Origin of the sequence: Methanoculleus sp. MH98A, from assembly GCF_000691865.1 — an archaeon.
Classification (GTDB): domain Archaea; phylum Halobacteriota; class Methanomicrobia; order Methanomicrobiales; family Methanoculleaceae; genus Methanoculleus.
Window position 1 is genome coordinate 1 of record NZ_JMIO01000033.1, and the last position, 26,152, is coordinate 26,152.

Below are 26,152 nucleotides of genomic sequence, written 5' to 3' on the forward strand. Positions count from 1 at the left end.
GTGGCATACGCCACCGCAAGCCTTTCATTCCGGTATGGTCTCGATCCCGATAACTTCGGAATCCCTGTCATCACAAGCCTGATCGACCTGATTGGTGCAGCCGCGCTCGTGACGGCGATAGGCCTGCTGTTGTAGTGAAAGAATGGAGAACGACGGTTAACAAACCATGATGGAACATGAATATCAGCCGATCAGCTTCAAAGATGTCCTCATAGAGATGAAAGACGTCTCCGAGCTGATGGTCGACCTTTCTTATTCAGCGATCCTCTTCGATAGCAAAGAGATAGCGCTCGAGGTGATCAACCTCGAGGAGAGGATGAACAATCTGGTCTACCAGGCCAGAATCCAGAGCGTCCTCGGCGCGAGAAGGATCGAAGAGGCCGAGGCGATGAGCGGCATGCTCCAGGTGGCCGAGGCTGCGGAGAGGATTGCGAACTCGGCCTCGGATATAGCAAAACTCATCTTAAAAGACATCCGGTTCCCCGCAAAACTCAAGCGCGTCTTCCCGGAGGCCGAGGAAATCGTCACCCGGGTTATCGTCAGCCAGGGAAGCGAGGTTGCCGGCCGCACGCTCGGCGACCTCAAGGTCCAGAGCACGACAGGTATGCAGGTGATCGCCATCCGGCGCGGAAAGGGCTGGATCTACGACCCCGACAGAACCACCCGGGTGGCGAGCGAGGACATCCTGATCGCGCGGGGACCGGAGGCCGGAGAAGAGCCCCTCTCCATGATGGCGGGGTCCGGGGAGCGTCCCCGGGTCGAGGCCTCGTCCGCGGGCGAGGTCGACGACCTCGACCGGGCGGTTCAGCTGATCATCGAGATGAAGAACCTCTCGGAGCTCTCCGTCGGGCTGGCATACACCTCCCTCCTCTTCAACAACATGGAGGTGGCGCACGAGGTGGTCGCTCTCGACAGCACGCTTGATGATATGCGCTGCGACCTGGACCTCTGGGTCCTTGAAGCGGCACGGAAGATCGAGGACGTGCGCTACCTTCGCGGCCTGTTGTATATGTCTTCGTTCGCGCAGGCGATCAGCGATTCGGCTCACTCGATCGTCGACGTCCTGCTACGCGACATCGAGATCCCGCCGATCTTCAAGAAGATCGTCCGGGAGTCGGACGAGATCATCACGCGGATGACCGTGACGCCGTCGTCGCCGCTTGTAGGCAGAACACTCAAGGAGATGTCGCTCGCGACGGTTACGGGGATGATCGTGCTCGCCATCAAGCACGGCGACCGATGGGTCTACCGCCCGGGAAAGAGCGTCAGGCTGGAGAGCGGGGATACCATCATAGCAAAGGGCAGGCGGGATGGTGAGTGCCGGCTCTACGAACTTGCCGGACACACCGCCGAGGTGTCCGAAGAATAAATCGGAGTATTACTATGGGAGATACGGAAGATACAATTGTTTACCGCCTCGGTGCGAACTGCAGTCTCGACGAGGTGGAGGAAGGAAAGACGTACCTCGGACGGGTGCAGGGATTTGCCCCGTTCGGCGTTTTTGTCCAGTTAAACGACCGGGTCAAAGGGCTCGTTCATAAGAGCAACGTGAAGGTGCAGCATAGCGAGCGCGACCCGATCATCGTTCACGTCCTCCAGATCCGGAGCAACGGCAACATCGATCTCGAGGAGGTCACGCCGACCGTCTACCAGACGGAGAACGTGACCCGGACGACGACGACCGTGCAGATTGCCGATATCGGGAAGAAGATCGGCAGGACCGTGCTGATCGAGGGCGAGATTGCCCAGATCAAGCAGACGTCGGGGCCGACGATCTTTACCCTCGTGGACGCATCAGGCACCGCGAACGCCGCAGCGTTCGTCGAGGCGGGCGTCCGCGCGTATCCCGAGGCGGAACTCGGGGATATCGTCGCCCTCACGGGCGAAGTGATGCAGCGCAACAACCAGCTCCAGATCGAGGTCTCGTCCATGACGGTCATGGAGCCGGAGGATGCGGCACGGGTCAGGGAGCGGATCGACGCGGCGCTTGACGAGCGTGCGGAGCCGCCCGACCTCCCGTTCCTGGTGGAGAGCGAGGTTCTCGAGGCCCTCCGGCCGCAGATGCGCAAAGTGGCAAAGGAGATCAGAAAGGCGGTCCTGACCGCACGGCCGATCATCCTCCGGCACCATGCGGATGCGGACGGCATATGCGCCGCCGTCGCCGTCGAGCAGGCGGTGACCGCGCTGATCCGGGAGAGCGGCGGGGACTTCGACGCGGAGTTCTTCCTCTTTAAGCGGTCCCCATCTAAGGCTCCGTTCTACGAGATTGAGGATATCACGCGGGATCTCGACTTCGCCCTCAAGGACAACGTCCGCTACGGGCAGAAGATGCCGATGATCCTCCTGATGGACAACGGGTCGACCGAGGAGGATATGCCGTCGCTGAAGGTGACCAGGATCTTCGGTCTCCCGGTGATGGTCGTCGACCACCACCACCCCGACGAGATCGTGGACGATTACCTGATCGGGCACGTCAACCCCTACCACGTGGGCGGCGACTACGGGATCACGGCCGGAATGCTGGGCACAGAGGTCGCCCGCATGGTCAACCCGGCGGTCGAGAACCAGATCCGGCACCTGCCGGCAATCGCGGGGCTCGGCGACCGGAGCGAAGCGCCGGAGCGTGCCCGCTACCTCGCGGTGGCCGCGCCCGAGTACTCGGAGGACGACTGCCGCGACATCGCGCTCGCGCTCGACTACGAGCAGTTCTGGCTCCGGTTCAGCGACGGAAGAGAGATTGTCAAGGACATCCTGAACCTCTCCGGCGAGCCCGAACGCCACGAACGGTTCGTTCACCTGCTGGTCGAAGAGGCGAACCGGGCGATCGAGGAGCAGGTTGAGACCAACATGCCCCACGTCGAGAGCCGGATGCTCCCGAATGGTGCTCACCTCTTCATGCTCGACGTGGAACTCTTCGCTCACCGGTTCACGTTCCCGCCGCCGGGTAAGACCTCGGGAGAGGTGCACGACCGTCTGGTCCGGCAGCACCCGGGAGAACCGGTCGTCACGATTGGGTTCGGGCCGGACTTTGCCGTCCTGCGCTCCCGGGGCGTCATGATGAATATCCCGCAGATGGTGCGCGAACTCCGTAGCGAGATCGTCGGCGGCGGCGTGAACGGCGGCGGCCACCTCGTCGTCGGGAGCATCAAGTTCGTGGAAGGGATGCGCGACGTGGTCATCGACAACCTGATCAAGAAGATTGGTGAAGCGCCAATCTGATCGCTACTTCTTTCTCGACGTGTTGCGGCCGGGCTGCTCGATCTCATCCGGAGTCCCGTCCGGGATCGGCTGCGTGCGGGCCCTTCGGGCGCCGGTGCTGCACTGTCGCTTCGTTCTCTTCTCAGGTAATCGCCGCTATGTTGTGAGTCACACCGGGCAGTTAACCGCCGATGCGATTTTGATAGTGACCGAAATATAAAAATAGGTTAATTTCCTACGGGAGTCCTCATGGCAGGAAACCGATGGACATGGAGAACGCTCCTGGTCGTGCTGCTCATGACGGCAACGGCCATTGCGTTCCCCGCAGCGGCCCAGAGCACGGCATCTGCGGAACCTCTGACCTGGACCCTCCCTCCGACACCCCCCGAAGAGATTCTTGAAGAAACTCCGGAAGAGACCCCGACGGAGACGCCTGAGGAGACCCTGGATGAGGAGACACCCCGGGAAACCCTGGAAGAAGAGACGACCCTGGTGGACGACGAGACCCCGATAGCGACCCTGGATAACGAGACGCCCCGGGAAACCCTGAACGATACAACCAACGAAACGACCAATGAGACGGTTTTCGAGACGACCAACGAGACCGGACCCGTCGTAATCGGGACGGATGAGGCAACACCGGCAGCGACGACGGAAGCAACACCTGAGAATACCTCCACGGCCGACCTGCCGACGTTCACGCCGCTACAGGCGGCACAGGTCAACGGGAGTGCGACACAGGCTGCCCCCCTCTCGCTCGCCGCCGTCGTCCTGGCCGTTGCAGTCGCCGGACTCCTCGTTGTGATCGGAAGGAACAGGAAGTGATGGCGGAAGCGGGGAGAACGGCAGCCGGAGCATGAGGCCAACCTATAGGGGGCATCGGGTGCGACCCGTCCCCCTCGCCCCGTACCTGCGCTCGCGGCGGCAGCCTGCACCGTCCGGGTTGGAGATCATGCTCCTCGCCCGACCGATCGACACGACGATGCCCACTAATATACAATGATTTGTATACTCTTCTTAAGATTCTACGATCGCAAATGGGTAGGTATAAATATTGATCTGGACAAAAAGCACTTGCTCACGAGGGAATCAGTCGATGTCGACAAAAGATCGTATCAAAGAGAAATATAGCGACACCCAGCGGAAGATCCTGTACCATCTCAAAACCGGGCTGCGAGCCGGCAAGTCTTACTTTAAATCCAAGTACATCGCAACCGATCTTGGCCTTTCCGCAAAAGAGGTCGGCATCAACCTTGCCATCCTCTCCGAGATCTGCGATGAGCTGGATATCAGGCGCTGGAGTTATTCCAACAGTACGACGTGGCGCGTCACCTCCCGTGCATCATAATTTTATCCTGGAACGCTCTATTTTACGGCATGAAGATCATTGAGTTCGAAGCACCCGTTGAGTTTGTGGCCAATATCAATGACCACAAGGATTGTCTCATGTCGCAGGACAAGAACTACGAAAACCCGGAGGTGCTCTGGTTCAACATCGATGTCCCCAAGGGGCACGGCGTGCAGGCCGGAGACCGGGTCAGGGTGACCGTCGAAAAGATCTGAGACACCATAACTACAACCGCATCGCCGGACATGCTCCGGGTTTCATCCGAGAGGGGTAAAGAAGTATTCAGGGAGCGTCTCCAGGGTGATGCGGTACGAATCCACTTCATCCACGCTGACGATGAGGTAAAAGTCCTTTCCTCCCCTCTCGACGTTTTTGACGATGCTTCCGGGGTAGTGCAGGTCGGCTCCCTCTACGATGGTCCCGCTCTCGAGTTCCACGAGTGCCATCCTGAAATGCGCCGCCTCGGGCCTTATCGTCGAGGAGACACTGCAGTTAATCCTCCATACCGCGTAGGGCACGTGGAAGACCTCGGTGATGCCGCCTCGCTCCTCCTCGATGTAAGCGAACGCAATGACCTTCTGATTACCCTTCCATGGCGGGTCGGAGCCTCCGTAGAGCGTGAGGTTGCCGGGGAGGTGGCAGCAGGGGTAGTCCCAGACCCTGGTTGCGTAGGAGAGCCTCTGGGGTTCGAGCGGCGCGGCCGGGGTCTCTGTGGGGAGAACGGTAACGGGAGGCGTCGGGGTGGGGATCTCGGGGATCTCCGACCCGGCCTCCGCTACCGGCGGCCGAAAGACCAGTGCCAGCACGGAGACGATGATCAGGGCGGCAAGAATGCTGAAGACGTCGCCTTTATCCACAGTTTTAAAAGGATGTACAGGGTAAAAGTTCTTCGGGTTTGGCTTCACGCTCCCGCCCGGAGATCGGCGGGTGACGCCTTTTGAGGGTTGAATTTATCCGGTTTTTTAGTAACCCTTCTCATGATTGAGGTTCGAAAACGGAACCGTTAATATGAAGCCGTGACTACGCTCCAGTGAGAGCATGGAAATCACTGAGGTGCGCACGTGGGTGATATTTTATCTGATTTCGTTCGTGGTGCTCCTTGCGGCGACCTTCATCACAACCCAGAGCGGTAGCCAGCTCTGGATCAGCCTGATGCTCATCATTGTCGTCGTCGGCGTAAACTTCTACCTGCTCTTCTCCGAGTTGAAGCGTCACAAGGCCAGGAAAGTCTTCATGCACCGGATGTCGCAGTTCGAGGAGACCGAGACGGACGTGGAATCCGGCTACCTCTGGTGACGTTCAGGCGGCGGCCCTGCGCAGTATCTTCTGCATGCTGTTGTACGGCACAAAGAGGTGCTCCACCTCTCTTGCCAGGTACTCGGTCTTGCCCATGATATAGTAGCCGTCGACGGCAAGCGCAGAGTAAAAAAGATGGGTAAGGTCGTTCTTCTGCTTCTCGGTAAAGTAGATGGTGACGTTGCGGCAGGTGACGGCGTCGAGGTACCGGGCGATGGGGACGCCCGACATCAGGTCGTGCTCCCGGAATTTAACCAGGCTTTTGATATGAGGGCGAATCTCGAACGTGCCGTCATCGTGGCTGATGAAGTGCTTGCGGAGTCTCTTCTCGTCGACGTTCTCAAGCGCCTTTCTGTCGTAAACTCCGGCGATGGCTTTCTGCAGCACCACGGTATCGATATCGGTCGCGTATATCGTTACGGTGACGTTTTTATGGAGAGTCATCAATTCGTGCGCGAGGATGGCGAGTGAGTAGGGTTCTTCACCCGTGGCGCAGCCGGCGCACCAGATCCGGATTGATTCTCTGCGGCGGGCGAGATCAGGCAGTATCTCCCGGCGTATCACTTCGAAGACCTCCGGGTCGCGGAAAAATTTTGTGACGTTGATGGTGAGGGCGTTCCTGAGCAGATCGAGTTCCTGCGGATTCGCGAGGAGGTACCTGTGATACGCCTCAAAATCTGTGGTGTTTGTCAGGCGCATCCGGGAGAGGATACGCCGCTTGATGTAATCTTCCTTGTAGTTCGAGCACTTGATCCGAACCAGTCTCTCGATGCTTCTCTGGAGCGATGCGAATTCATCCATGGAACAGTTTACTCATGCCGGGTGCTGGTTTACGGAAGCGATCTAGTGGTTTCCGAGATCGCTGCCGAGATCGCCGATTACTTTCTGGACGTCGAGCCAGATGATGAGGGTCTTTGCCTTCTCGTCCTCTTCGTCTCCTATTTTGATGATTGCCTTGACATAACTGCTGATAGACGATGTGATACCGTCACTGATGCGTTCGATCTGGTCGTTCCGGACCGATACGACGCTGTGAACGTCGTCGACGATGATCCCTACGTTCGACCCGTTCGTCACGTCCGGCATCAGCACGACGATCTTTCGGTTCTCGGACTCCTCCGATCCGGGGAGCCCGAGCAGATCGCGGAGGTCGATGATGTTCGTGATCTCGCCTCGCAGGTTGATGATGCCTGTAAGGTATTCGGGGGCACGGGGAAGGGGAGTGATCGGCATCATCTCCACGATCTCTCGTGCTATCTGGATGTCCAATGCGTAGTGCTCCTCCCCGAGCTGGAACTCCACCACGTCTACGGATGCTGCCATCGTTTCCTCCCTAGTTCAGCTTGAACTGCATCATTACCTTCTTGAGCTGTTCGGCCATGCTTGCCAGTTCGTGGGATGCGCTTCCGACCTCCTCGGTCGATGCGCTGACCTCTTCGGCGAGTGCCGCCATATCCTCGGTGCGGTCCAGGCTCTCCTTGGTCATGTGGGTGGACTCGTCCATCTTCTGCATGACGTTGTTGGTGGAGCCCGCCTGGTCTTCGGTGGCCTTGGTGATCTCGCTGATGCCGCGGGTGACCACCTCCACGCTGTCGACGATCCGGTTTAAGCCCACGATGACTTTGTCGACACTCTCAAGGCCGGCCTGGATCTCCTGGTGGGATGCCTGCATCGAGTCGGTGGTCTTTTCAGTGCTTGCCTGGATCGTCCGGATCAGGTCCTCGATATCCTGGCTCGCCCGCTTGGATTCTCCGGCAAGGTTTCTGATCTCGCCGGCGACCACGGCGAACCCGCGGCCGTGCTCCCCGGCACGGGCGGCCTCGATCGCGGCGTTCAGCGCGAGGAGGTTGGTCTGGTTCGCGATGTCGGCGATCAACTTGACGATGTTGTTGATCTCCCGCATCTGGTTGTTGAGGGTGCTGATCTCCCCCACGGTCTGCTTGGAGATCTCCTCGACGAGCTGCATCTTCTTCGTCGCGACTTCACCGAGCGTTGCCGCCTCGTTTCCTTCCTTGGAAGCCTTCGAGGCCTGCTCCATGACCGACTGCGACGTGCTTGCAATCTCCTCGATGGATGCCGAGAGGTCGTTGATATCCATCCCGATCTCTTCGATCTTCTCAAGCTGGCGGCGTGCGTCCTCGGACGACTGCTGCGTCGAGACGGCGACCTGCTCCGTCGCCCGGATGATCTCGTCGGTGCTCTTGCTGACCTCCTTCGTCGTCATGTCCACCTGCTGAGCGGCTTTCGCCACGTCGGCGAGAAGCGCGCGGATAGCGGTCAACGAGGCGTTGTAGTCGGTCTTGACTTCCCCGAGAGGATCGTCGGTTTCCGATTCCACGAACGCCGTCAGGTCGCCCTTTGCCATGGCGGCAAGCGCGTTCCCGAGTTCCCCGGCGCTCTCTCCAAGCCTCTCGCTCTCCCGCTTCGCGGTCTCCATCAGGTCGCGGATCTGGTCCTCCCTCTCCCGCTGCTCGGTCCAGTCGTTCCAGACGTAGAAGGCCAGCTCGATCTCGCCGTTCCGGTCGAGGATGGGGATGGCGTTTAAGGTGAGGTACTTCCTGACGCCGTCGGGCCACTTGACCATGACGTCCGTCCGGGCGAGTTTCTTCGTCTCGTAGCAGGCGTAGAAGTGGTCGCCCTCAAGGATGGTGATATCGTAGTCGTAGAGCTTCTTCGCGAGGGTCTCTTCGCGGGTGCCGCGCCACATCCGGGCGTACTCGTCGTTGATGTCGATCCGGCTCTTGTCCGCGCGGAGCGTCGCGATTGCGAGCGGGTTCTGCTGGATCATTGCGTCGACCCGGTGCTCGGTATCCTTGACCTCCTCCTCCTTCGCCTTGAGGTCGGTCCAGTCGTTCCAGACGTAGAAGGCCATCTCGATCTCGCCGTTTGCATCGAGGATGGGGATGGCATTCAGGGTGAGGTATTTCCTGACACCGTCGGGCCACTTGACCATGACGTCCGTCCGGGCGGGTTTCTTCGTCTCGTAGCAGGCGTAGAAGTGCTCGCCGTCGATGACCGTGATGTCGTAGTCGTAGAGTTTCTTTGCAAGCGTCTCTTCGCGGGTGCCGCGCCACATCCGGGCGTACTCGTCGTTGATGTCGATCCGGCTCTTGTCCGCGCGGAGCGTCGCGATTGCGAGCGGGTTCTGCTGGATCATCGTGTCGACGCTGTGCTTGAGTTTCTCGGCTTCTTCTTTCTCTACCTGCAGGTCGGTCCAGTCGTTCCAGACGTAGAAGGCCATCTCAATCTCGCCGTTTGCATCGAGGATGGGGATGGCGTTGAGGGTGAGGTACTTCCTGACGCCGTCGGGCCACTTGACCATGACGTCCGTCTGTGCCCGCTTCTTCGTCTCGTAGCAGGCGTAGAAGTGGTCGCCGCCGATGACGGTGATGTCGTAGTCGTAAAGCTTCTTCGCGAGGGTCTCTTCGCGGGTGCCGCGCCACATCCGGGCATACTCGTCGTTGATGTCGATCCTGCTCTTGTCCGGGCGGAGGAGCGCGATGGCAAGCGGGTTCTGCTGGATCATCGTGTCGATGCGATGCTGCATCCTCCGGATCTCGTCTTCCTCTTTGCGCTTTTCGGTGACGTCGTTATAGACGTTCAGGATCCCTGTCAGCTCGTTCTTCTCGTTCAGGAGCGGGATTCCGTGCTGTTCCAGGATGTAGGTGCCGGAGGGGAACTCGACCGTCACTTCGCCGGAAACTCGCATCTTCTCGGTGAGCACTTTCTTGATCCCGTCTCCTTTCTGATTGAGGACCTTGAAGTCTCGCAGGGTCATCGAGGTGATGCGCGACTGATCGATGCCGGTCAGTTCGAGGTATGCTTCGTTGGCCGTGACGATCTTCAGCTCGGTATCGACGACCAGGATGGGCATCGGGTTTTTCTGGATGATCGTCTCGGATCGACGCTGCAGTTCGGCGATTTTCTCCAGCTGGATCTGGATCTTTTCCTCTTCCTCCCGCTGCCTGGTGAGATCGTTATAGACGATGAGGATGCTCTCGACCGCATTCTCGTTGTCGAGCAGCGGGATGCCGTACTGCTCGAGGATATGGGTGCCCGAAGGCAGTTCGACGACGACCTCGGCATATACACGCTCCTTCCCCCGGATCGCCTGCCGGAGGCCCGAACCCTTCTGTGATGTGATCTTAAAGTCTCTCAGGCTCCTGCCGAGCACCTGATCCATCGGGATCCCGCTCATCTCGGCGTAGGCCGTATTTGCCATGGTCACCTTGAAGTCCGGGTTGACGACCAGGATGGGCATCGGGTTCTCCTGAATGATCGTATCGGATCCCTTCAGAAGCATCCTGGCCTCGTCCAGCCGGTGCTTGAGGCGCTGCTTCTCCTCCTGCTTCTTCTCGAGCAGCGCGTTGATCGAGGTGGCCAGCGGCCGGTAACTCTCCGGAACGCCGGCAAGGTCGATCTGCACGGAGTTGTCGCCGTCGATTCCTGCATGGAGTGCGGCCTCGATCGCTTCGGGGAGTACCGCTGCTCTCTGCTCCTGTGCCTGTCCTGTCATACCCGGCACGACCGGCCCGGTAAATAGTGCTTTCCTTCCAGGTTTCTCGTTCATCTATTACACCTCTTCATTATGCTTCCTGTCCTGCCCGGTGAGTGCAGTTGCTATCGCCCGGTATTTCCTGCCCGCGTCGCTCTCGGGTGCATAATGAGAGATTGGGAGGCCTTTTTGCTGTGTCTCGTAGATCACAGGAGAGTACGGGACCAGGAACACCTGTTTGAACGCTTTTTTTACCTCGGACTCAAACGCCTTCAGCCGCTCTCTTTCTTTCTCCTCTTCTGCGGATGAAGCGGGTGAGAAGATCCGCTTCAGGAAAAGTGCAAGCCCACCTGTTCCGGCCGCCGGGTTGCCCGACCCTTTCCAGCGGGTCAGGATGGCGAAGTCTGCAGCGACGTCTTCCCCGAGCATCTCCCTGATATCCCCAAAGACCGTAGAAAGGGCTTCCATGCCTTTCAGGGCGAACGTGCCGGAATCAAGGGTGACAACGGTGTGATCCGCTGCGACGAGCCCGTTGATGACAAACTGGCCCATGCTCGGAGGCGTGTCGATCAGGATGAAGTCGTAGGTGTCCCTCACCTGTGCGAGCGCACCCTTGAGCAGCCCTGCCCGGTTCTCGATACTGTAGAGATAGGGTTCAACCCCTACAAGATCCAGAGTTGCCGGAGCGAGGTGGATCCCCGAGGCCGTGGAGACGATCACATCGGTTATCCCGGCGTTGGGAAACCCTTCAAAGACGCTCATGAAGACGTCATACATGCTCAGTTCAAGGGTTGCGGGGTTGACCCCGAGCCCCGTGGTGGCATTGGCCTGCGGGTCGCAGTCTACGATCAGAACGCTCTTTCCATCTTTCTGGAGGTACCCAGCAACGTTGAGACATGATGTCGTCTTTCCTGTGCCACCTTTGTGGTGGGCGAACGCTATAACCGTGATATCCAGCACCCCTCAATACCTCTATTTGAAATAAGTATTATTAAACCTACTTTTATGCTGCTATATGTATTCTGGTCGTCTGGCGTTTTTTCGAAATATTCTTTCGTCCAGGAAGGTGAATTGAAGGTTTTTTTGCCATTGTATCCATGGGGATCCGGAGGCGGAAATAGAGCGTCGCATAAGCCGATCGCTGCCGGAAGATTTGACGCATAATGGAAAAACGAATTTTAACGAGGGAGATCGCCGTCGGTGGGGCATACAGCGGGTTTCCGGTCTCCGGGATCAATTGCGGCCCGGAGCCTCTGCACACGCTCTGAGATCGACGGCCGGTAGTCGGATTCGGAACGAAGAATTCCTGGGATCATGCCTTTACGGTGGGAGGACGACGCGCCGGCCAGTGGACAGGATAGGAGGTTCTGGAGGAGAACTCCGGGATCCCTGACCCGGTAGCAGCACCTCATTGCGTCGGCGGCGTACCGGTCGGCTACGAACTCTTCATCGCACATACGGTGGTAGTACGTCCGGTAGGCGAAGAAGGCGGTCAGGAGAAGGAGGGCGATGAAGACCGGCTTTGCAGCCGGAGACCCTCCCGCCTGCAGGGACGGGTGTCCGAGGAAGGCGAGGCAGAGGAGGATTGGGAGGGCCGGAAGGACTGAGAGAAAAGGTGAACCCTTCCTTACGTGTCCCTCTTCGTGGAGCAGCACAAACCGGAGCGTGTCGTCGCTTGCCCCCGAGAGGTTTCTCTCGTAGAATGAGTGCCGGTAGCGGATGCAGTTGAGCGCCGGGCATCCCCGCATGGAGACGGTGAGGGGGCATCTCACCAGCCTCCTCCTGCGGTCAATCAACCCCTTCTCCTGAAGTTCCCAAAATATCCGGTACAGGCGGGAATTGCGGTCGGCCTCACTCATTATAGTATGATTATAATAATGAGTATATATTAAATGTTGCTCCTGGACGAATCGCCGTTATTCCGGTAATTTCCTGATTTTACCCTCGATACTCTGTGAATGTGAGTTCCTCCCGGCGACGTGCCGGCCGGTCACCTGCGGAGAACGAACCCGGACGTGCGCCTGCACGGTCTCCATGAGCCCGGGCGAATTCCGTACCGCGTCCCCCGGTATCGAGTCCGGAATCTGAAACATTTGCAATCTCCGTTTTTTTCACAATATTTTAATAATAGCAACCAAAATTCTGAATGAATAGAGTGGAGGTGAATCTGGAGAACGGGAGAGGCCATACGGCCGTGCTTGCGCCGGCACGGCGTACGGCTCCCCGGTTCTCCGAGCGAATGCCCAGAACATATACGATTCTTCTGATACTGGCCCTTGCCGCCCTCGCCGGGGCTGCCGGCTGCCTCTCCACGTCGTTTGGGGAGGTGACCTACAGCGGCGACGCCCTGCAGGTCCATGTGGAGAACCCCGGCGAGCCCGTCGAGAACGCTGTGCTCCAGGTTACGATCATGGAGGTGAGTGCGCTCGAACAGCACGAGGCCTTCTCCGAAGCGCGGTATATCGACCTTGTTACGGGGGAGAACGAATACACGATCCGGGCAGACCTGCAGCCCGGCTCATACAAGGCCTTTCTGACCATATTCGTCGGCAGCGAGCGGAGAGCATCGGTCATCCGCGACCTGGAGGTAACAGCCTGACCCCGGCGGGACTTGCGGCGGCGCGGGGGCTCGAACCCGCGGATGCCGTCTTCTCCGGAGCGGAAGTCTTCAATCCGTTCGCGTGCTCCTGGGAGCGCGTTGACTTCGCGGTGAAAGACGGCCGCATCATCGGTTTCGGGGAGTACCGGGGGACGCGGGAGTACGACCTCTCGGGCGCTTACGTGGTGCCCGGGCTGATCGACGCTCACGTCCACATCGAGAGTTCGCTCCTCGCGCCGGCGGAGTACGCCCGGCTCGTTCTCGCGCACGGCACGACGACGGTGATCGCCGATCCCCACGAGATAGCAAACGTCTGCGGGGCGCCGGGGATCGAATACATGCTTGCCCAAGGAGCGCGGACGCCGCTCGATATCCTGGTCATGCTCCCCTCCTGCGTCCCGGCAACGCCCCTTGATATGGGCGGCGCCGTGCTCACGGCCGCAGACCTCGCCCGGTTCCGGGGGCGGGAAGGGGTCGTCGGGCTTGCCGAGGTGATGAACGTCCCCGGCGTCCTCTTCGGCGACGAGGACCTCCGGGCGAAGATGGATCTCTTCGAGGTCATCGACGGCCACGCGCCGTTCCTCTCGGGTAAAGACCTGAACGCCTACATCTACGCGGGCGTCCAGAGCGATCACGAGTGCACGGCGCTTTCTGAAGCGCGGGAGAAACTCCTCCGGGGCATGTACATCATGATCCGGGAGGGTTCGACGGAGCACAACCTCTGCGATCTCCTCCCGCTCGTCGACGCCTGCACGGCGCCGCGGTGCTGTTTTGCCACCGACGACCGGCACGCCGACATGCTCGCCGGGGAGGGGCATATCGATGACTGCATCAGGAAAGCGGTCTCAGGCGGCCTCGAGGTCGAGCAGGCGCTCCGTATGGCCACGCTCTCCGCCGCCGGGCGGTTCGGGCTCCATGACCGGGGCGCCCTTGCCCCGGGAAGGCTTGCCGACTTCTGCGTCGTCGACGACCCCGACCGCTTCGCGGTCATCCGGACGTTCAAGCGCGGTGTTGAGGTCATTGACGCCGGCTACCTGCCCCCTGCCTTCCCGGAGTCTCCCATGCACGCCCGCGTGCCGGAGCCCGGCGATATCCGGATAACCGGACGGGGGGAGGCGCGGGTGATCGGGATCGTGCCCGGCCAGATCACGACCCGGAACCTGCGCTGCTCCGTAGAGGCCGCCGGGCTCCCGGACCTCGACCGCGACATCCTCAAAGCGGTCGTCACCGACCGCTACCGGGGAAGCGGTTCCGGCGTCGGGCTTGTGCATGGGTTCGGTCTGAAGGAGGGGGCGATCGCCGGTTCGGTCTCCCACGACTCCCACAACATCGTCGCGGTCGGGGCCAGCGACGCCGATGTCGTCCGTGCCGTTGCCGAAGTGGTCCGGCTCGGCGGGGGCCTCGCGGTCGTCTCCGGGAGTAACGTAACCGCGCTCCCCCTCGAGTGCGCCGGGCTGATGTCGGCCCTTCCCTACGACGAGGTCGTGCGGCGGCTTGCGGCCCTCGAGGAGCATGCCCGGCGGCTCGGCGCGATCGCGAATCCCTTCATGTACCTCTCGTTCCTCGCGCTGACGGTCATCCCCGAGGTCCGGGTCACGGAGCGCGGGGTCTTCGACGTCGGGGCGTTTACGGACGTGCCGCTGTTTGAGGGGTAAGGGAGGGAAGTAGAGCATCTGGTGGTGCTCTTTTACCTGCCTCTCTTACCCTCCCCGGGATCCCGTCCAGAGCGTGCTGCCTCTGCCGCGGGGGGCTGAGCGTCGTCCGCATGGAGACTCGTCAGCGCGGGACAGGCCTCGGTCTGCGCTTCTACCACCGCCGGGCAGGTTCCTGTGCGCCAGTTCCTGATGGCGGAGGTGGCGATGGCCACCCCCAGGATCAAGATGATGACGGCCAGCGAGACCTCCACCGGGACGTGGTAGAGATCGGCGGCCAGCATCTTGATGCCGATAAAGCTGAGGATACCGGCCAGGCCGTACTTCAGGTAGCAGAAAGCGGCCATGAAGTGCGCCAGCGCAAAGTACATCGATCTCAGGCCGAGGATGGCAAACGCGTTGGAACTGAAGACGATGAACGAGTTGGTGGTGATACCGAGGATGGCGGGGATGGAATCCACCGCAAATACGATGTCGGTGGTCTCCACCACCAGCAGGGCCACGAGCATTGGGGTGGCCCAGATCACCATCCTGCCGTCCGCATCAGGCTTCCTGACGAAGAAACTGTCGCCTTCGTAGTCCCCGGTAACCGGCATGATCCTCCGGAATCCACGGACCAGAATGTTCTTGTCCGGTTCGACCGGTCTCTCTTCCTTTCCGGTCACCATCCTGATACCGGTGAAGATCAGGAAGGCGCCGAAGATATAGAGGACCCAGGAGAATGTCTCCACCAGCGCCACGCCTGCCATGATGAACGCCAGACGGAAGACCAGAGCCCCGATAATGCCGTAGAACAGCACCTTGTGCTGATCCTTTCGAGGTACACAGAATGCTGCGAAGACGATGACGAAGACGAAGAGGTTGTCGACGGAGAGCATCAGTTCCATGATGTAGCCGGTAGTGAACTCCAACCCGGACTGGCCCATCCAGAGATATATCCCGATATTGAAGAGCACCGCGGCGGTGACGAAGACGGCGACCTGCAGGAGCGCCTCGCGCGGCTTTATGACATGTGCTCTGCGGTTGAAGACGCCGAGGTCGAGTGCCAGGAGCGCCACTATGCTGACGATGAATATGATCCACGCTGTCTCTGTTACTGCTGTCATAAGTTCACCCTGTTCAGGATGTCTCGTTCTGGATGTTCCTGGATCACTTTACCCTGATCGGGCCACATCCCGGCCTTTCGTCGGTCTGTCCGTGCCCTGTCTTCCCGGATCATCTCCGCTCCAGTGATTAATTCCTTCTGCCGGTGGCCTGTTCCCCGTGTGGAGATAAGCGACTCTTCGAACCCTAAGACTGCAGACATCGATATCCTCCACGCGACGTTCTGCGCTGTGCTGAGGGTACATGCCATCCATACGGTTCTCACCAAAACCCCACCGCACCCGGCGCCAGCACCGCGATCAGGAGCAGGACCACCGGCTGGTGCAGGAAGTAGATGACGAGCGAGTGCCGGCCCAGGAACTCGAGCGGCCGGGCAAACGCCGGTTCCGCAACCGGGATTGAGATGTTCCGTTTTCCGTCCGGGTAGAAGAGACGGCCGCAGGCCATCCCGACCAGGACGAGGCCGAACCAGGGGAGGAGCGGGACGTAATCGAGGCTTGAAAAAGATTCCGGCCGGATACCGAGCCAGAGGAGCGGCCACGGGCCGGAGACGAGGCTTGCCGCGTAGCCGGCGATGAGGCAGGCGATGCTCGCGATGAGGAGTTTCTCCGTATCGAGCCGGACGAAGAGCGGCGCGAGCAGGATCGCAAGCCCGATGAAGTGCAGGATGCCGAAGACGATGTAGACGTTCGGTAGAAAGAGCCGGGTGACGGCGGTGATGATGAGGCCGTAGCCGAAGATAGTGAGGCCGCGCCGGACGTATTTGAGCGCGAGGCCGCGTCCATCGGGCCGTCGTGCTGCCCTGGCATAACTGATGGTGAAGGAGAGCCCGACGAGGAAGATGAACGTCGATGCGGTCAGGTAGGCGAGCGTCCGGAGAAACCCGCCGGAGACGTCGAGCGGCAGGACGCCGAAGAAGTCGAGGTCGAAGGCCGAGTGGAAGACGATCATCGTCACGACGGCGACGCCCCGGGCGAGGTCGATCTCCCAGTAACGCTCTCCCGGCATGATTCTCCGTCAGAAGAGCCTTCGCCGGACGGGGGCGCCGCAGGCGGGGCATGTCTTCGTATCGGTTATCTCCCGGCTCTGCTCCTCGGTGGGCTCGTTGTAGAGCCGGGAGAAGCCGCACTCCCTGCTGCACTCGATCACGACGAACGGACTACAGATCCTGCCCATCTCCTCTCACCCCGCCTTGATGCTGTAAGCGTATCATGAATTGCCTACAATTTCATGGTGGATTCATCCGATAAGAGTTTACCCCGGGGCCGGGGGAGGCACCATTATTCCACTGCCCGTTCTACTTCTTTCATGAGCGACCGTGACGAGCATATCGTAGAGGCCGCCGGCAGGTGCCGGGTCGTGATCCGGAACGGGCGGGTGGTCGAGGTCGGGACGCCGCAGATACAGGACTGCCCGCTGGCACGGCGGTTCGCCTGTCCTGTTCCGGAGATGACGCCGGAGGCGATCAAACGAAACATCGAGGGGCGTATCAGGTCGTTCGGGATGTGCACGCCGGAGCGCGAGGTCCTTGCCGGGCCGGACTTCGTCATCTTCGGGGCGTCGGAACTCCTGAGCAGCGCCGTCCGCCGGGGGGACCTCGACGCCGCGGTGATCGCTTCCGACGGGGCGGGAACGCTCGTTGCGACGAACCCCTCTCTCATCCAGGGGATCGGCGGCCGGATGTCGGGGCTCGTGAAGACGAGCCCGATCCGCGAGGTTATCGCGCGGATCGAGGAGAACGGAGGCGTCGTCCTCGATCCGGCAACCGCCGCGATCGACCAGACCGCCGGCGTCGCCCTGGCGGCAGAACTCGGCCATCGCCGGATAGCCGTGACCACCGCCGTTGCCGCCGAGGCGGCGGCCATCCGGGAGCGGTTCCCCGGTGCCGTGATCGTCGCCGTCCACATGACCGGGATCTCGCGGGAGGACGCCGCCCTGATGGCCCGCTCGGCCGATCTCCTCACCGCCTGTGCCTCGCGGCACATCCGGGAGGCGGCGGCGAAGACCGCGCTCCTGCAGGCGGGGACGTCGATTCCGGTCTTTGCGATGACGGCCGCGGGGAAAGCAATCATCCTTGGTAAAGTCGCGGAGACCGACCAGCAGATCATCGTCCACGGAGCGCGTCTCCCGGTGCCGGGCTCGCAGTCGCCCTCGCCGCTCTGTTGATCACCGGCGCGGTATGCCCACGTGGCCCGTAAGTTCGGCGAACTCGGCCAGAACGATATCGGCCTCTACATCTGCCGGGCTGCCGTCGCGCCAGTCGCCGTAGGCGGCGAACGCGGTCACCATCCCGAGATGCCTCCCGGGAGCGATATCGCGAATCAGGCTGTCGCCCACCATCATCGCCCGCGCCGGAGCCGCATCGAGCCGCCGGAGGGCGTAGAGGAGGGAGTCGGGCTCCGGTTTCCGCCTGCCCGAGACCTCCGGGGTCACCACGGTCTCGAAGTAATCGATGAGCCCGGTCTTATCGAGCCGCCGGCGTGCCTGGGATGCCTCCGCGTCGGTCACGACCGCGAGAGAGATCCCGGCGTCCCGGAGGCACCGGAGCGTCTCCTCGACGCCCGGGTACGCCTCGACCAGGCCGAGTTTCACGTCCTCGTAGGTGCGGCAGCAGACCTCGAACGCTCCGGGCTCATACATCCCGAGATCGCTCATGTAGTCGCGTATGTTCTCGTGATCCTCGAACCCGTGAATTCCCCGGAGGAACTGCGAGAAGAGTGCTTCGGGGTCGCCGGTTCCGAGATAGTCGACCACGCACCGGCACGCCTCCCGCTTTGCTCGCACAAAGTCAAAGAGGGTGTTGTCCATGTCGCAGAGGACCGCCTCTACCGCGTTATGCCGAGTGCCGTCAGGTTTCTGCATATCTTGAGTTCCCTCATGAATGCACGGTACGCCTCGTCGTCCCGGAAACGGACCTTCAGTTCGTCGAGGTCGTTGCCCTTCCCGCCGTACTCCCCGAAGATCGTGATGCCGTTGCAGTCCACGAACCCGAAGACGGCGGCGATGTTGAAGAGCAGCCGCCGGAACGCCTGCGCCGTGCAGGCTGTTGCCTCCAGTCTATATGGGCGGTCGAAGTAGAAGTACTCGAGCCCCTCGGCCATGCAGAGGTCGGCCATATAGATGTCGGCGGTCAGGAGAACCGGGAGGGCATACCGCTCATCCTCGAATTTCCGGAGCGCCCGGACGATATTGCGGTCGTTCTCCTCGGAGAGATGCGTATGCGGGCCCGGCGCCGCGATCTCCGTTGCCCGGTCGCGGATGGTGCGGTACTCCTTCAGCGCGAGGTACGCCGCTTTCCTCGACCGTTTCATCCGTTTGTTCTCGAGCTCCACGATATATTCCCGGCAGTCGGGCGCCAGTTCCGTCATCTCCCCGATCGCCTTTGCCGGGTACTTGCGGTTGATGGCATACGCGATCTCGTCCCGGACGGTATCGACGATCAGGTAGGAGGCGTGATCGATCCCGGGGTTGTTCGATGCAAACCCGTGGTAGAAGAGGTTCGTATCCAGGCCGAAGAAGACGGCTTTCTTGAGCTGCCTATACGATGCGAGCATCGATTCAAAGGCGGCCTGGTTCACGTAGCGGGCGATCCCGCTTGCGAACATGCACTCCTGGAGATCGGCGTAGGAGGGAAGTTCCGCGGAGACCGGCTCGTATTCGGCGAGCCAGTCCCGGAAGGTCTCGCGGGAGGCGGGCAGTTCGAGCGAAAACCCGGTTCCTTCGGGACGTGCGATCAGGATATCGCCCTCGTAGAGCGGGTACGTGACGCGGATCTCGTCGAGGCTGTTGATGAGAATCTGCAGATGATCTTCTTTGATGACCGCATCGTTCATTCCCTCGCCCCCGCATCCTCCATGATATCCCGGATCTGCTGGATCTGGCGCGGGATCATCATGTAGGGTTTTGCAACGTCGTCGGTGTTCTTCATGGCGAGATAATAGATGTGCCGGATATCGAGCCCCGCGACCGAGACCGCGATCAGCGCCCCGGCGACCGTGACCTTCCTGCCCGAGGTGATGTCGATCGCCACGTCAAATCCCTGCCGGATGAGGTCTCCGGCAAGCGACCGGATCGTCTGCCCGGCCCGTACGAAGTCCGCTTCGGGCAGGATCTCTGTTTCGATCGCAGGGGCGAACCCGTATCCTTCCGAGACGGTTCCTATCGCTTCGGCCGCGATCGATGCTTCCTGCGCGTAGGGTTCTTCGGTGACGATAACGACCCGTTCGGGGCGCAACCCCTTCTCGTGCAGGACTGCGTGGTAAGCGTTGACGAGCGCCCATGTCGAGCGTCCGAGAAGTGCTATGTAGGCGTCGCCGGAGGCGGGTGTCACGGGGTCGATCACTGCTTCAAGACTCACCCCGATGCTATATAGGCTTTGTCGGAGCCGCTCTCCCGGGATCGGGGTCTGCAGCCGGTATTCCGGGCCATGTGCTTCATAATTTTTGGATTATTGGCCCTGTACCCGCTTCCCCGGGAACTGCGCCGGGGTTCTTGCCTGATCATGACGGCATTTCACTTCCCGGGCTCCCTGAATACGCCTTTAACGCCGAATAAATCGGAAAATACCTCGAAATATTTGGTAAATATTTTAAGATCGATATCCCTATAGTGGTATAGAAGAGCGCGAAATTACCCGGAGAGATATGACCCATGGAGATACAAAAAGTGCGATTGCGGACACCGGAAGACATCTGGGGGTTGGCCGACCCGGAGCAGCAGAGGAAGACACGCCAGGACGCCATCGATGATGGGGATCTGATAGAGATCACCCGGATGGGGAGGGATCTGGGCATCACGTTCCCCCTCGCGGTCTCGGCACGGGCCGCACAGAGCATGGTTCCGTTCCCGAACATCCCGCAGGAGACCGTTACGGAGAACCTCTGGGACACCCTTCATGCGTTCAGGGACAAAGCCTGCACGACGACCGAGGGGGAGTTCGAGTTTCAGGTCAGCCTCTACCAGAACGGCCTTGTTCCCACACTGACCTTCAAGGCCGCGGTTTCGCCCGGGGACGACGGCGAACCGGTCATCACCATCATGCTGCCGGACGAGGACTGGGAGACGATCGGGTGCGGTCACCGCCACAGCACAGGCGACGCGATGCTCACCGTCGAAGACGTAGCCTCGACCCTGAACTTCACCCCCGGCCGTATCCGTGAGTTCATCCGGGAGGAGCGGATTCCGGCGGTCAAGTGCGGAGGCACCTGGCGGATCAAGCGCTCGGAACTCAACCGGATCATGAACGAAGGGTTCTGATCGGCTGTTTGGGGTTTTATTCGGGCGTCGATGGGTTCATTCGGCAGCAAGGCCGCACACCTGTGGGGGTCCCCGTTATGCCGCAGGTAGCGGTTGGTTGGTCACGGCGCTGCAATGATACAGGGGCCTCAGCCGCCGGGCGGTTATCCGTGGCAGGCTTACGGTCCTTGCTGCACCGCATCCGTGACCCCCGGCCCGGTGCGCCTCACCGGTGCGGTGCGGGCGCTGCCCGGGAACCCCGGGGCCCGGGAAGCTAATATTCGTTCCTGAAACAGGTGATATATAAAGATTTTTTTTATTTTCCCGGCAAGAGAAACAAACATATTTAATTTTTAGACGTATAGTTTTCATTATGTGCATCGAGGCCCGACGAGCATTCCCGGACAGCCAATCCGCCGATCCGGCAGCCGGAATCCGCGATGTAATGATGGTGTTGCCGGTATCTGCGGGCGGGTGCGTGCCCGGACCCGGTGACGACCGTTCGCCGTCTCAGACGTTACGTTACCTGATCTGCGCAATCTTCGGGATCATATGCCTTCTCCTCCTGCCCGGTGCGGGAGTGCCGGGTATGCCGGCGGTTGAGTCCGTATGCCCCATCGTGGCTCTGCCCGGGCTCTTCGGACCGAACGGCTCTTCGCTTATCAGGCACTGGATAAAGAGAGACGCCGAAGAGAGCGATGAAGAGGACGACCCAAAACCCCGGGTTGCCGGTGTGTCCGTCGAGGCACCCCCGGACGGGCATGTCCCGGCCGACAATAGGACGAGCGTCCTTGTGAGGCTTGAGAATGTCCCCGATGCCCTCCAGCGGTTCGATGTTCTCGTTTCGCCGGACGGGACGGCTGCCGCCCCTTCCCCGGCGGAGCCTCCCGTGGACTTCGCCTCCCCGGACGAGATCGATGCTCCCGTCTCGGCGGAGGGAGCAGAGGCTGAAGGAGTCTTCCCTGACTTTTCTCTCCCGGATGAACCGCCGTCGCTTGCTTCCGATGACCTGCCTGCCCCGTATCCCGGCTCCCTCAGCGACGAGGAACTCATGCAGATTCTCGAGTTCGACGACGATGCCTCCTCGCCCGGGATCGCCGAACTCGATCTGCCGGAAGAAGAGCCGGTGCCCGTGACCGCCGGGGGCGATGAACGCCCGGTGGAGTCGCTCATCAACGACCTCGGCAGTGACGATGCCGAGGTTCGCGGGCGTGCCGTCGGGGCCATCGCAGAGCGCGGGGCAGACGCCGTAGAGCCTCTGGTCCGGGCCCTTGCTCTTGCGGACGATCGGCGGCGATGGTGCGTCGCCGAAGCCCTCGCCCTGATCGGTGAGGATTCGATCCCTGCGCTGATTGCTGCGCTCGGGGACAGTACGGCGCAGATCGGGGCGGCAGCCACGCTCGTGCGCATCGGGAGTCCCGCCGTGCCGCCTCTCGTTGCAGCGCTTGCCGGCGATGACGGCGAGGTGCAGTTCGGTGCTCGCTACGCGCTCCGGGAGATCGGCGACGAGGCAATTCCCTCCCTTGTTGAGGCCCTCGATGCGTCCGAGCGGAGCATCCGAAGGTCGGCGGCTTCCGTCCTCCGGGAACTCGGGTGGAAGGCCCCCGACGACGCCGGGGCGATACGCTACCTCGTCGCCGACGAAGCGTGGCTCGATGTCGCGGATTACGGTGAAACTGCGGTCGAACCCCTCATCCGCATCCTGAAGTCCCCCGATAAGGAGGTGTGGTGGAACGCCGCCCGGACTCTCGGGGAGATCGGCGGAGCCGCGGTCGATCCCCTGGTCGGGTTTCTGCATGAAGCGGACGATGAGATCCGCCCGCTGGCGGCCATGGCGCTCACGGAGATCGGTTCTCCTGCGGTCGAACCGCTCATCGGGATGCTCTCCGTCCCCTCCCTCCGCGGAACGGCGGCGGCGGCCCTGGTGAAGATCGGCGAACCGGCGGCGGAGGCGTGTATCCGCGCCCTGGACTCCACGGACGGGGAGGCGGAGGAAACGCTTCGGAACGTTCTCGGTGCGCTCGGCGAGCCGGCGGTGCCGGCCCTGATCCAGTCGCTGACGTCCGGGCAGTCCCGTATCCGGTCCCGGGTAGCCGAAATTCTCGGCAGAATGAACTGGGAACCCTGGAGCGACACCGAGCGGGCCTGGTACCTGATTGCCCGGGAGGAGTGGATGGAACTTGCCCTGATGGGCCGGCCGGCCGTCGAGCCGCTGATCCGGACGCTCAACGGCGACGACGACCGTGTACGCTGCGAGGCTGCGGCGACGCTCGGCGAGATCGGCGATCCGGCGGCGCTAGGCCCGCTCGTGGATGCCCTCGCCGACGAGGCCGTCGCTCCGGTGGCGGCGGATGCCCTCGTTGCCATCGGAGAACCGGCCGTGGCGCCCGTTCTCGAGGTGCTCGAAGATGGGGCCGGGGCCGCCCGGGAGAACGCCGTCGAGGTTCTGGGCAGGCTCGGGACGCCCGAAGCGGTCCCGGCCATCGTCGAACTCGTCAGGACCGGCGAGGATCGCCTTCACCGGAAGGCCGTCGACGCCCTGATCGGCATCGGTGCGCCCGCGGTAGACGCTCTCATCCCCCTTCTCGGTGAGGAGGGCGACGGGCAGGCGGGGGCGACGGCCGCTCTCACCGGGATCGGCGATCCGGCACTCGAACCGCTTACCGGCGCACTCGGCGGCGAGAACTCGTCGATCCGGATGGGAGCCGCAAGAGTCCTCGAGAACCTCGAGTGGGCTCCCGAAGGGGGGACGGAGCAGGAGATCGTCTACCTGATCGCGCTGCAGCGATGGCCGGAGGTCGTGAGTCTCGGTGCTCCCGCCGTCGATCTCCTGACGGCGCGGCTCGGCGACCCCGACGAGGCGGTGCAGGCCGGAGTGATGGAGGCGCTGGCCGGCATCGGCGCTCCTGCGGTCCCCTCCCTGATCCGTCTGCTCGGCAGAAAGGAGCTCCGCGAACCGGCGGAAGAGACGCTTGTCGCGATCGGGGAACCGGCGGTGGAACCGCTGATCGAGGCCCTGGACAAGACCCGGCTCCGCAAGACGGCCGCCGGCGTGCTGGTCAGGATCGGGAGACCTGCAGCCGGCGCGCTCGTCCCGGTTCTCGGGCATCCCGAGATCGGGCAGACGGCAGCCGGGATATTCGAGGCGATGGGGGAGGCGTCCTTCGATGCGCTGGTCGAGGCGCTCGGGAACGACGATGCCTGATCCGGCAGCGGGCGGGAGATGTGCTCGCCGGTCTCGGGGAAGCGGCTGCGGCACCGCTCATCGGGGCGCTGGGGCATCCCGACGATACCCTCAGGCTCGGGGCGATCGATGCCCTCACCCGATTCGGGGACCCGGTCGTCGATCTGCTTACGCAGGCTCTCAACGATGAACGCTACCTGGTCCGGCTGGGCGCGGCTGAGGTCCTCGGCAGAGCCGGATGGGAGCCGCGGACCGAAAGCGAGACCGTCTGGTACCTGATCGCGAAGGAACAGTGGGCTTCCGTCGCCGGGATCGGGCCCGGTGCGGTCGAGCCGCTGATCCGGACGCTCAACGACCCCGACAGCGCCGTCCAGGTGGGTGCGGCACGCGCGCTCGGGATGATCGGGGGGCCTGCGGTCGCGAGGCTGATCTACGAGCTCCGCACGGAGCAGGACGGCACGCAGAGAAAGGCGGTCGAAGCGCTCAAGATGATCGGCGAACCGGCGGTCATCCCGCTCATCGACGCACTCCAGGACCGCGACTGGCAGATCCGCCTGGGTGCGGCGCGGGCTCTCGTTGGTATCGGCGATCCGGCCGTCGAACCGCTGGTCCGGGCGCTCCGCGCCGCTCCCCCGGCAATCAGGATGGGATCGGCCGCGACGCTCGGCAAGATCGGGAACCCGGCAGCCATCGAACCGCTGACCGATGCGCTCCTGCAGGACGACTGGCGCCTGGGGCGCGTCGTGGTGCGGGCGCTCGGCATGATGGGCGAGCCGGCGGTCAGGCCGCTCCTGCGCGTCCTCAGGGACGGGAACGACGCGTCCCGGAAGAGCGCGGTGGCGGCGCTCGTCCTGATCGGCGAGCCTGCGTGCCGCCTGCTCCCCGGTGTGCTCACCGACGAGCATTTCCGCGTCCGTGCCGGGGCCGCGGACGCTCTCGACCGCCTGGAATGGTCGCCCGCGACGGGAGAAGAGGCGGTCGTCTACCTGATCGCAAAGGAGCGATGGGGCGATCTCGCCCGGGCAGGACCGGCCGCGGTCGAACCGCTGCTTGCGGTGCTCGACGACCGCGACGACAGCATCCGGCGGCGGGCGGCGAAGGTCCTCGGGGAGATCGGCGACCCGCGTGCGGTTCCGGCGCTCATGAACCTCCTCCACGACGACTACTACAGCGTCCGGCGGGAGGCCGCGGCGGCAATCGTCGCCATAGGAGCCCCGGCGATGGAGCCGGTCGTAGCCGCACTCGGCGACCCGGACGGCGATGTCCGGAAACGTGCGGCGGACGTGCTCGCCGAGATCGGGGATGCACGGGCGATTGCGTCCCTCGAGGGCATCTTCGACGACGAGGACTGGTATGCCCGGAAAGCCGCCGAGAACGCGGTGGAGAGGATCCGGGCACGGACTGGAAATGAGACCGGCGACCTGTAGGTCGGCCCGGACTCTTTTCCTGTCGTTTACGGGTTTTTAGCGGGTTGGTTGCGAAAGATGCCGCTTCCTCATATCCGGTGTCGCGCTATTTCGCAACCATTATCTCTCCGGTTATGTGATCCTCCTATGATCCACCGTGAAACCCAACAGAGCCTTAATTGTCGCGATAACTCTGTCTATCACAATTTTTGCTGTCATTTCTGCAGGCTGCAGCGCGACCGGCGAGCAATCGCCGGAATCATCTACCCCCACTGCGGTTGCGGCACCTGCCGCCGAATGCCCGGCGCTCGTGTTTACGGACCGGGAGTTTGCTTTCGAGTTCCAGCGGACACTCGGCGCCTCGTATTCGGGCGAGGCCGATATCGGTGAGTGCCTGGCCACTGCGTCCCGGATCAAAGAAGGGGACTTCGAGAGCTGGTACTGCGAATGGAAAAAGACCGCGGACAACTTCAGGGCAGCGGGTGACGAGAGTCTCGCCGCCGGGCACAGGGTCACCGCAATGGAGGCGTACTACCGGGCCGCGACGTATTACCGCACGGCCGAGTTCTTCCTGCACGGCAACGGCACCGATCCCCGCATCGTGGAGACCTGAGGGAAGAGTCGGGAAACGTTTC

Annotated in this window: 26 protein-coding genes; 14 read left to right on the forward strand and 12 right to left on the reverse strand. The window is 61.9% G+C overall.

What is annotated here, in order from left to right; all coding sequences use genetic code 11:
• From EI28_RS13415 to EI28_RS05680, 6 genes are all read left to right on the forward strand, one after another.
• The gene (locus tag EI28_RS13415; protein WP_231476619.1) at positions 1–135 is read left to right on the forward strand and encodes a magnesium transporter; all 135 of its coding nucleotides are present in this window, start codon (positions 1–3) and stop codon (positions 133–135) included.
• A gap of 31 nt (positions 136–166) precedes the next feature.
• Positions 167–1,369 carry a potassium channel family protein gene (locus EI28_RS05660; protein ID WP_048113384.1) on the forward strand — a complete coding sequence of 401 codons (1,203 nt, stop codon included), beginning with the start codon at positions 167–169 and terminating at the stop codon, positions 1,367–1,369.
• Positions 1,370–1,383: 14 nt separating this feature from the next.
• Positions 1,384–3,219, forward strand: a complete 1,836-nt coding sequence (locus EI28_RS05665; RefSeq protein ID WP_048113386.1) for a DHH family phosphoesterase — start codon at positions 1,384–1,386, stop codon at positions 3,217–3,219.
• A gap of 228 nt (positions 3,220–3,447) precedes the next feature.
• Entirely contained in the window at positions 3,448–4,023 is a 576-nt protein-coding gene (locus EI28_RS05670) for a hypothetical protein (RefSeq protein ID WP_048113389.1), read from the forward strand.
• Between the two features lie 271 nt (positions 4,024–4,294).
• Complete coding sequence (locus tag EI28_RS05675) at positions 4,295–4,546, forward strand: hypothetical protein (RefSeq protein ID WP_011844389.1); 252 nt, start codon at positions 4,295–4,297, stop codon at positions 4,544–4,546.
• 29 nt (positions 4,547–4,575) lie between these two features.
• A complete protein-coding gene (locus EI28_RS05680; RefSeq protein ID WP_048113391.1) occupies positions 4,576–4,761 on the forward strand; it encodes a hypothetical protein in 186 nt (61 codons plus the stop codon).
• Positions 4,762–4,803: 42 nt separating this feature from the next.
• On the opposite strand, the gene EI28_RS05685 is transcribed toward EI28_RS05680, so the two are convergent.
• A complete protein-coding gene (locus EI28_RS05685) occupies positions 4,804–5,403 on the reverse strand; it encodes a hypothetical protein (RefSeq protein ID WP_048113393.1) in 600 nt (199 codons plus the stop codon).
• Positions 5,404–5,584: 181 nt separating this feature from the next.
• Here EI28_RS05685 and EI28_RS05690 point away from each other — a divergent pair, with 181 nt between their 5' ends.
• A complete protein-coding gene (locus tag EI28_RS05690; RefSeq protein WP_048113395.1) occupies positions 5,585–5,842 on the forward strand; it encodes a hypothetical protein in 258 nt (85 codons plus the stop codon).
• A gap of 3 nt (positions 5,843–5,845) precedes the next feature.
• Here EI28_RS05690 and EI28_RS05695 read toward each other — a convergent pair whose 3' ends face one another.
• From EI28_RS05695 to EI28_RS05715, 5 genes are all read right to left on the reverse strand, one after another.
• Complete coding sequence (locus tag EI28_RS05695; protein WP_048113397.1) at positions 5,846–6,643, reverse strand: protein-glutamate O-methyltransferase CheR; 798 nt, start codon at positions 6,641–6,643, stop codon at positions 5,846–5,848.
• Between the two features lie 42 nt (positions 6,644–6,685).
• Positions 6,686–7,165, reverse strand: a complete 480-nt coding sequence (locus EI28_RS05700; protein ID WP_048113399.1) for a chemotaxis protein CheW — start codon at positions 7,163–7,165, stop codon at positions 6,686–6,688.
• A gap of 10 nt (positions 7,166–7,175) precedes the next feature.
• The gene (locus EI28_RS05705) at positions 7,176–10,358 is read right to left on the reverse strand and encodes a methyl-accepting chemotaxis protein (RefSeq protein ID WP_231476609.1); all 3,183 of its coding nucleotides are present in this window, start codon (positions 10,356–10,358) and stop codon (positions 7,176–7,178) included.
• Positions 10,359–10,415: 57 nt separating this feature from the next.
• Entirely contained in the window at positions 10,416–11,297 is an 882-nt protein-coding gene (locus EI28_RS05710; RefSeq protein ID WP_048113403.1) for a ParA family protein, read from the reverse strand.
• A gap of 218 nt (positions 11,298–11,515) precedes the next feature.
• Complete coding sequence (locus EI28_RS05715) at positions 11,516–12,196, reverse strand: M48 family metalloprotease (RefSeq protein ID WP_231476610.1); 681 nt, start codon at positions 12,194–12,196, stop codon at positions 11,516–11,518.
• 287 nt (positions 12,197–12,483) lie between these two features.
• On the opposite strand from EI28_RS05715, the gene EI28_RS05720 reads away from it, so the two are divergent.
• Both EI28_RS05720 and ade read left to right on the forward strand, forming a co-directional pair.
• Positions 12,484–12,936 carry a hypothetical protein gene (locus tag EI28_RS05720; RefSeq protein WP_048113405.1) on the forward strand — a complete coding sequence of 151 codons (453 nt, stop codon included), beginning with the start codon at positions 12,484–12,486 and terminating at the stop codon, positions 12,934–12,936.
• The gene (gene ade / locus EI28_RS05725) at positions 12,933–14,591 is read left to right on the forward strand and encodes an adenine deaminase (protein WP_048113406.1); all 1,659 of its coding nucleotides are present in this window, start codon (positions 12,933–12,935) and stop codon (positions 14,589–14,591) included. Before EI28_RS05720 ends, ade begins: the two co-directional genes overlap by 4 nt.
• A gap of 32 nt (positions 14,592–14,623) precedes the next feature.
• Here the strand turns inward: ade and EI28_RS05730 are convergent, their stop codons facing one another.
• The 3 genes from EI28_RS05730 to EI28_RS14385 form a co-directional block, all read right to left on the reverse strand.
• Positions 14,624–15,694 carry a TerC family protein gene (locus tag EI28_RS05730; protein ID WP_082223093.1) on the reverse strand — a complete coding sequence of 357 codons (1,071 nt, stop codon included), beginning with the start codon at positions 15,692–15,694 and terminating at the stop codon, positions 14,624–14,626.
• A gap of 259 nt (positions 15,695–15,953) precedes the next feature.
• Positions 15,954–16,700: a heparan-alpha-glucosaminide N-acetyltransferase gene (locus tag EI28_RS05740; RefSeq protein ID WP_048113408.1), complete on the reverse strand. Its 747-nt coding sequence runs from the start codon at positions 16,698–16,700 to the stop codon at positions 15,954–15,956.
• A gap of 9 nt (positions 16,701–16,709) precedes the next feature.
• Positions 16,710–16,868 carry a hypothetical protein gene (locus tag EI28_RS14385; protein ID WP_011844377.1) on the reverse strand — a complete coding sequence of 53 codons (159 nt, stop codon included), beginning with the start codon at positions 16,866–16,868 and terminating at the stop codon, positions 16,710–16,712.
• A gap of 132 nt (positions 16,869–17,000) precedes the next feature.
• Between EI28_RS14385 and EI28_RS05745 the strand changes: the two genes are divergently transcribed.
• Positions 17,001–17,858, forward strand: a complete 858-nt coding sequence (locus EI28_RS05745; RefSeq protein WP_048113410.1) for a methanogenesis marker 8 protein — start codon at positions 17,001–17,003, stop codon at positions 17,856–17,858.
• Here EI28_RS05745 and EI28_RS05750 read toward each other — a convergent pair whose 3' ends face one another.
• The 3 genes from EI28_RS05750 to EI28_RS05760 are packed head-to-tail and all read right to left on the reverse strand — an operon-like array spanning position 17,859 to position 20,049.
• Entirely contained in the window at positions 17,859–18,554 is a 696-nt protein-coding gene (locus EI28_RS05750) for an HAD family hydrolase (RefSeq protein ID WP_048113412.1), read from the reverse strand.
• On the reverse strand, positions 18,518–19,525 hold the full coding sequence (locus EI28_RS05755; RefSeq protein ID WP_048113414.1) for a hypothetical protein: 1,008 nt from the start codon (positions 19,523–19,525) through the stop codon (positions 18,518–18,520). The genes EI28_RS05750 and EI28_RS05755 overlap by 37 nt, the downstream gene beginning before the upstream one ends.
• Complete coding sequence (locus EI28_RS05760) at positions 19,522–20,049, reverse strand: hypothetical protein (protein ID WP_231476612.1); 528 nt, start codon at positions 20,047–20,049, stop codon at positions 19,522–19,524. Before EI28_RS05760 ends, EI28_RS05755 begins: the two co-directional genes overlap by 4 nt.
• A 293-nt stretch (positions 20,050–20,342) precedes the next feature.
• Here EI28_RS05760 and EI28_RS05765 point away from each other — a divergent pair, with 293 nt between their 5' ends.
• From EI28_RS05765 to EI28_RS14765, 4 genes are all read left to right on the forward strand, one after another.
• Positions 20,343–20,948 (forward strand): helix-turn-helix domain-containing protein, encoded by a 606-nt coding sequence (locus EI28_RS05765; RefSeq protein WP_048113416.1) that lies wholly within the window; start codon positions 20,343–20,345, stop codon positions 20,946–20,948.
• A 352-nt stretch (positions 20,949–21,300) separates the two neighbouring features.
• Positions 21,301–24,132, forward strand: coding sequence for a HEAT repeat domain-containing protein (locus tag EI28_RS05770; protein WP_231476613.1), 2,832 nt, complete (start codon positions 21,301–21,303; stop codon positions 24,130–24,132).
• A 20-nt stretch (positions 24,133–24,152) separates the two neighbouring features.
• The gene (locus EI28_RS14760) at positions 24,153–25,538 is read left to right on the forward strand and encodes a HEAT repeat domain-containing protein (protein WP_048113420.1); all 1,386 of its coding nucleotides are present in this window, start codon (positions 24,153–24,155) and stop codon (positions 25,536–25,538) included.
• A gap of 289 nt (positions 25,539–25,827) precedes the next feature.
• Entirely contained in the window at positions 25,828–26,130 is a 303-nt protein-coding gene (locus tag EI28_RS14765) for a hypothetical protein (protein ID WP_231476614.1), read from the forward strand.
• Positions 26,131–26,152 lie beyond the last annotated feature (22 nt).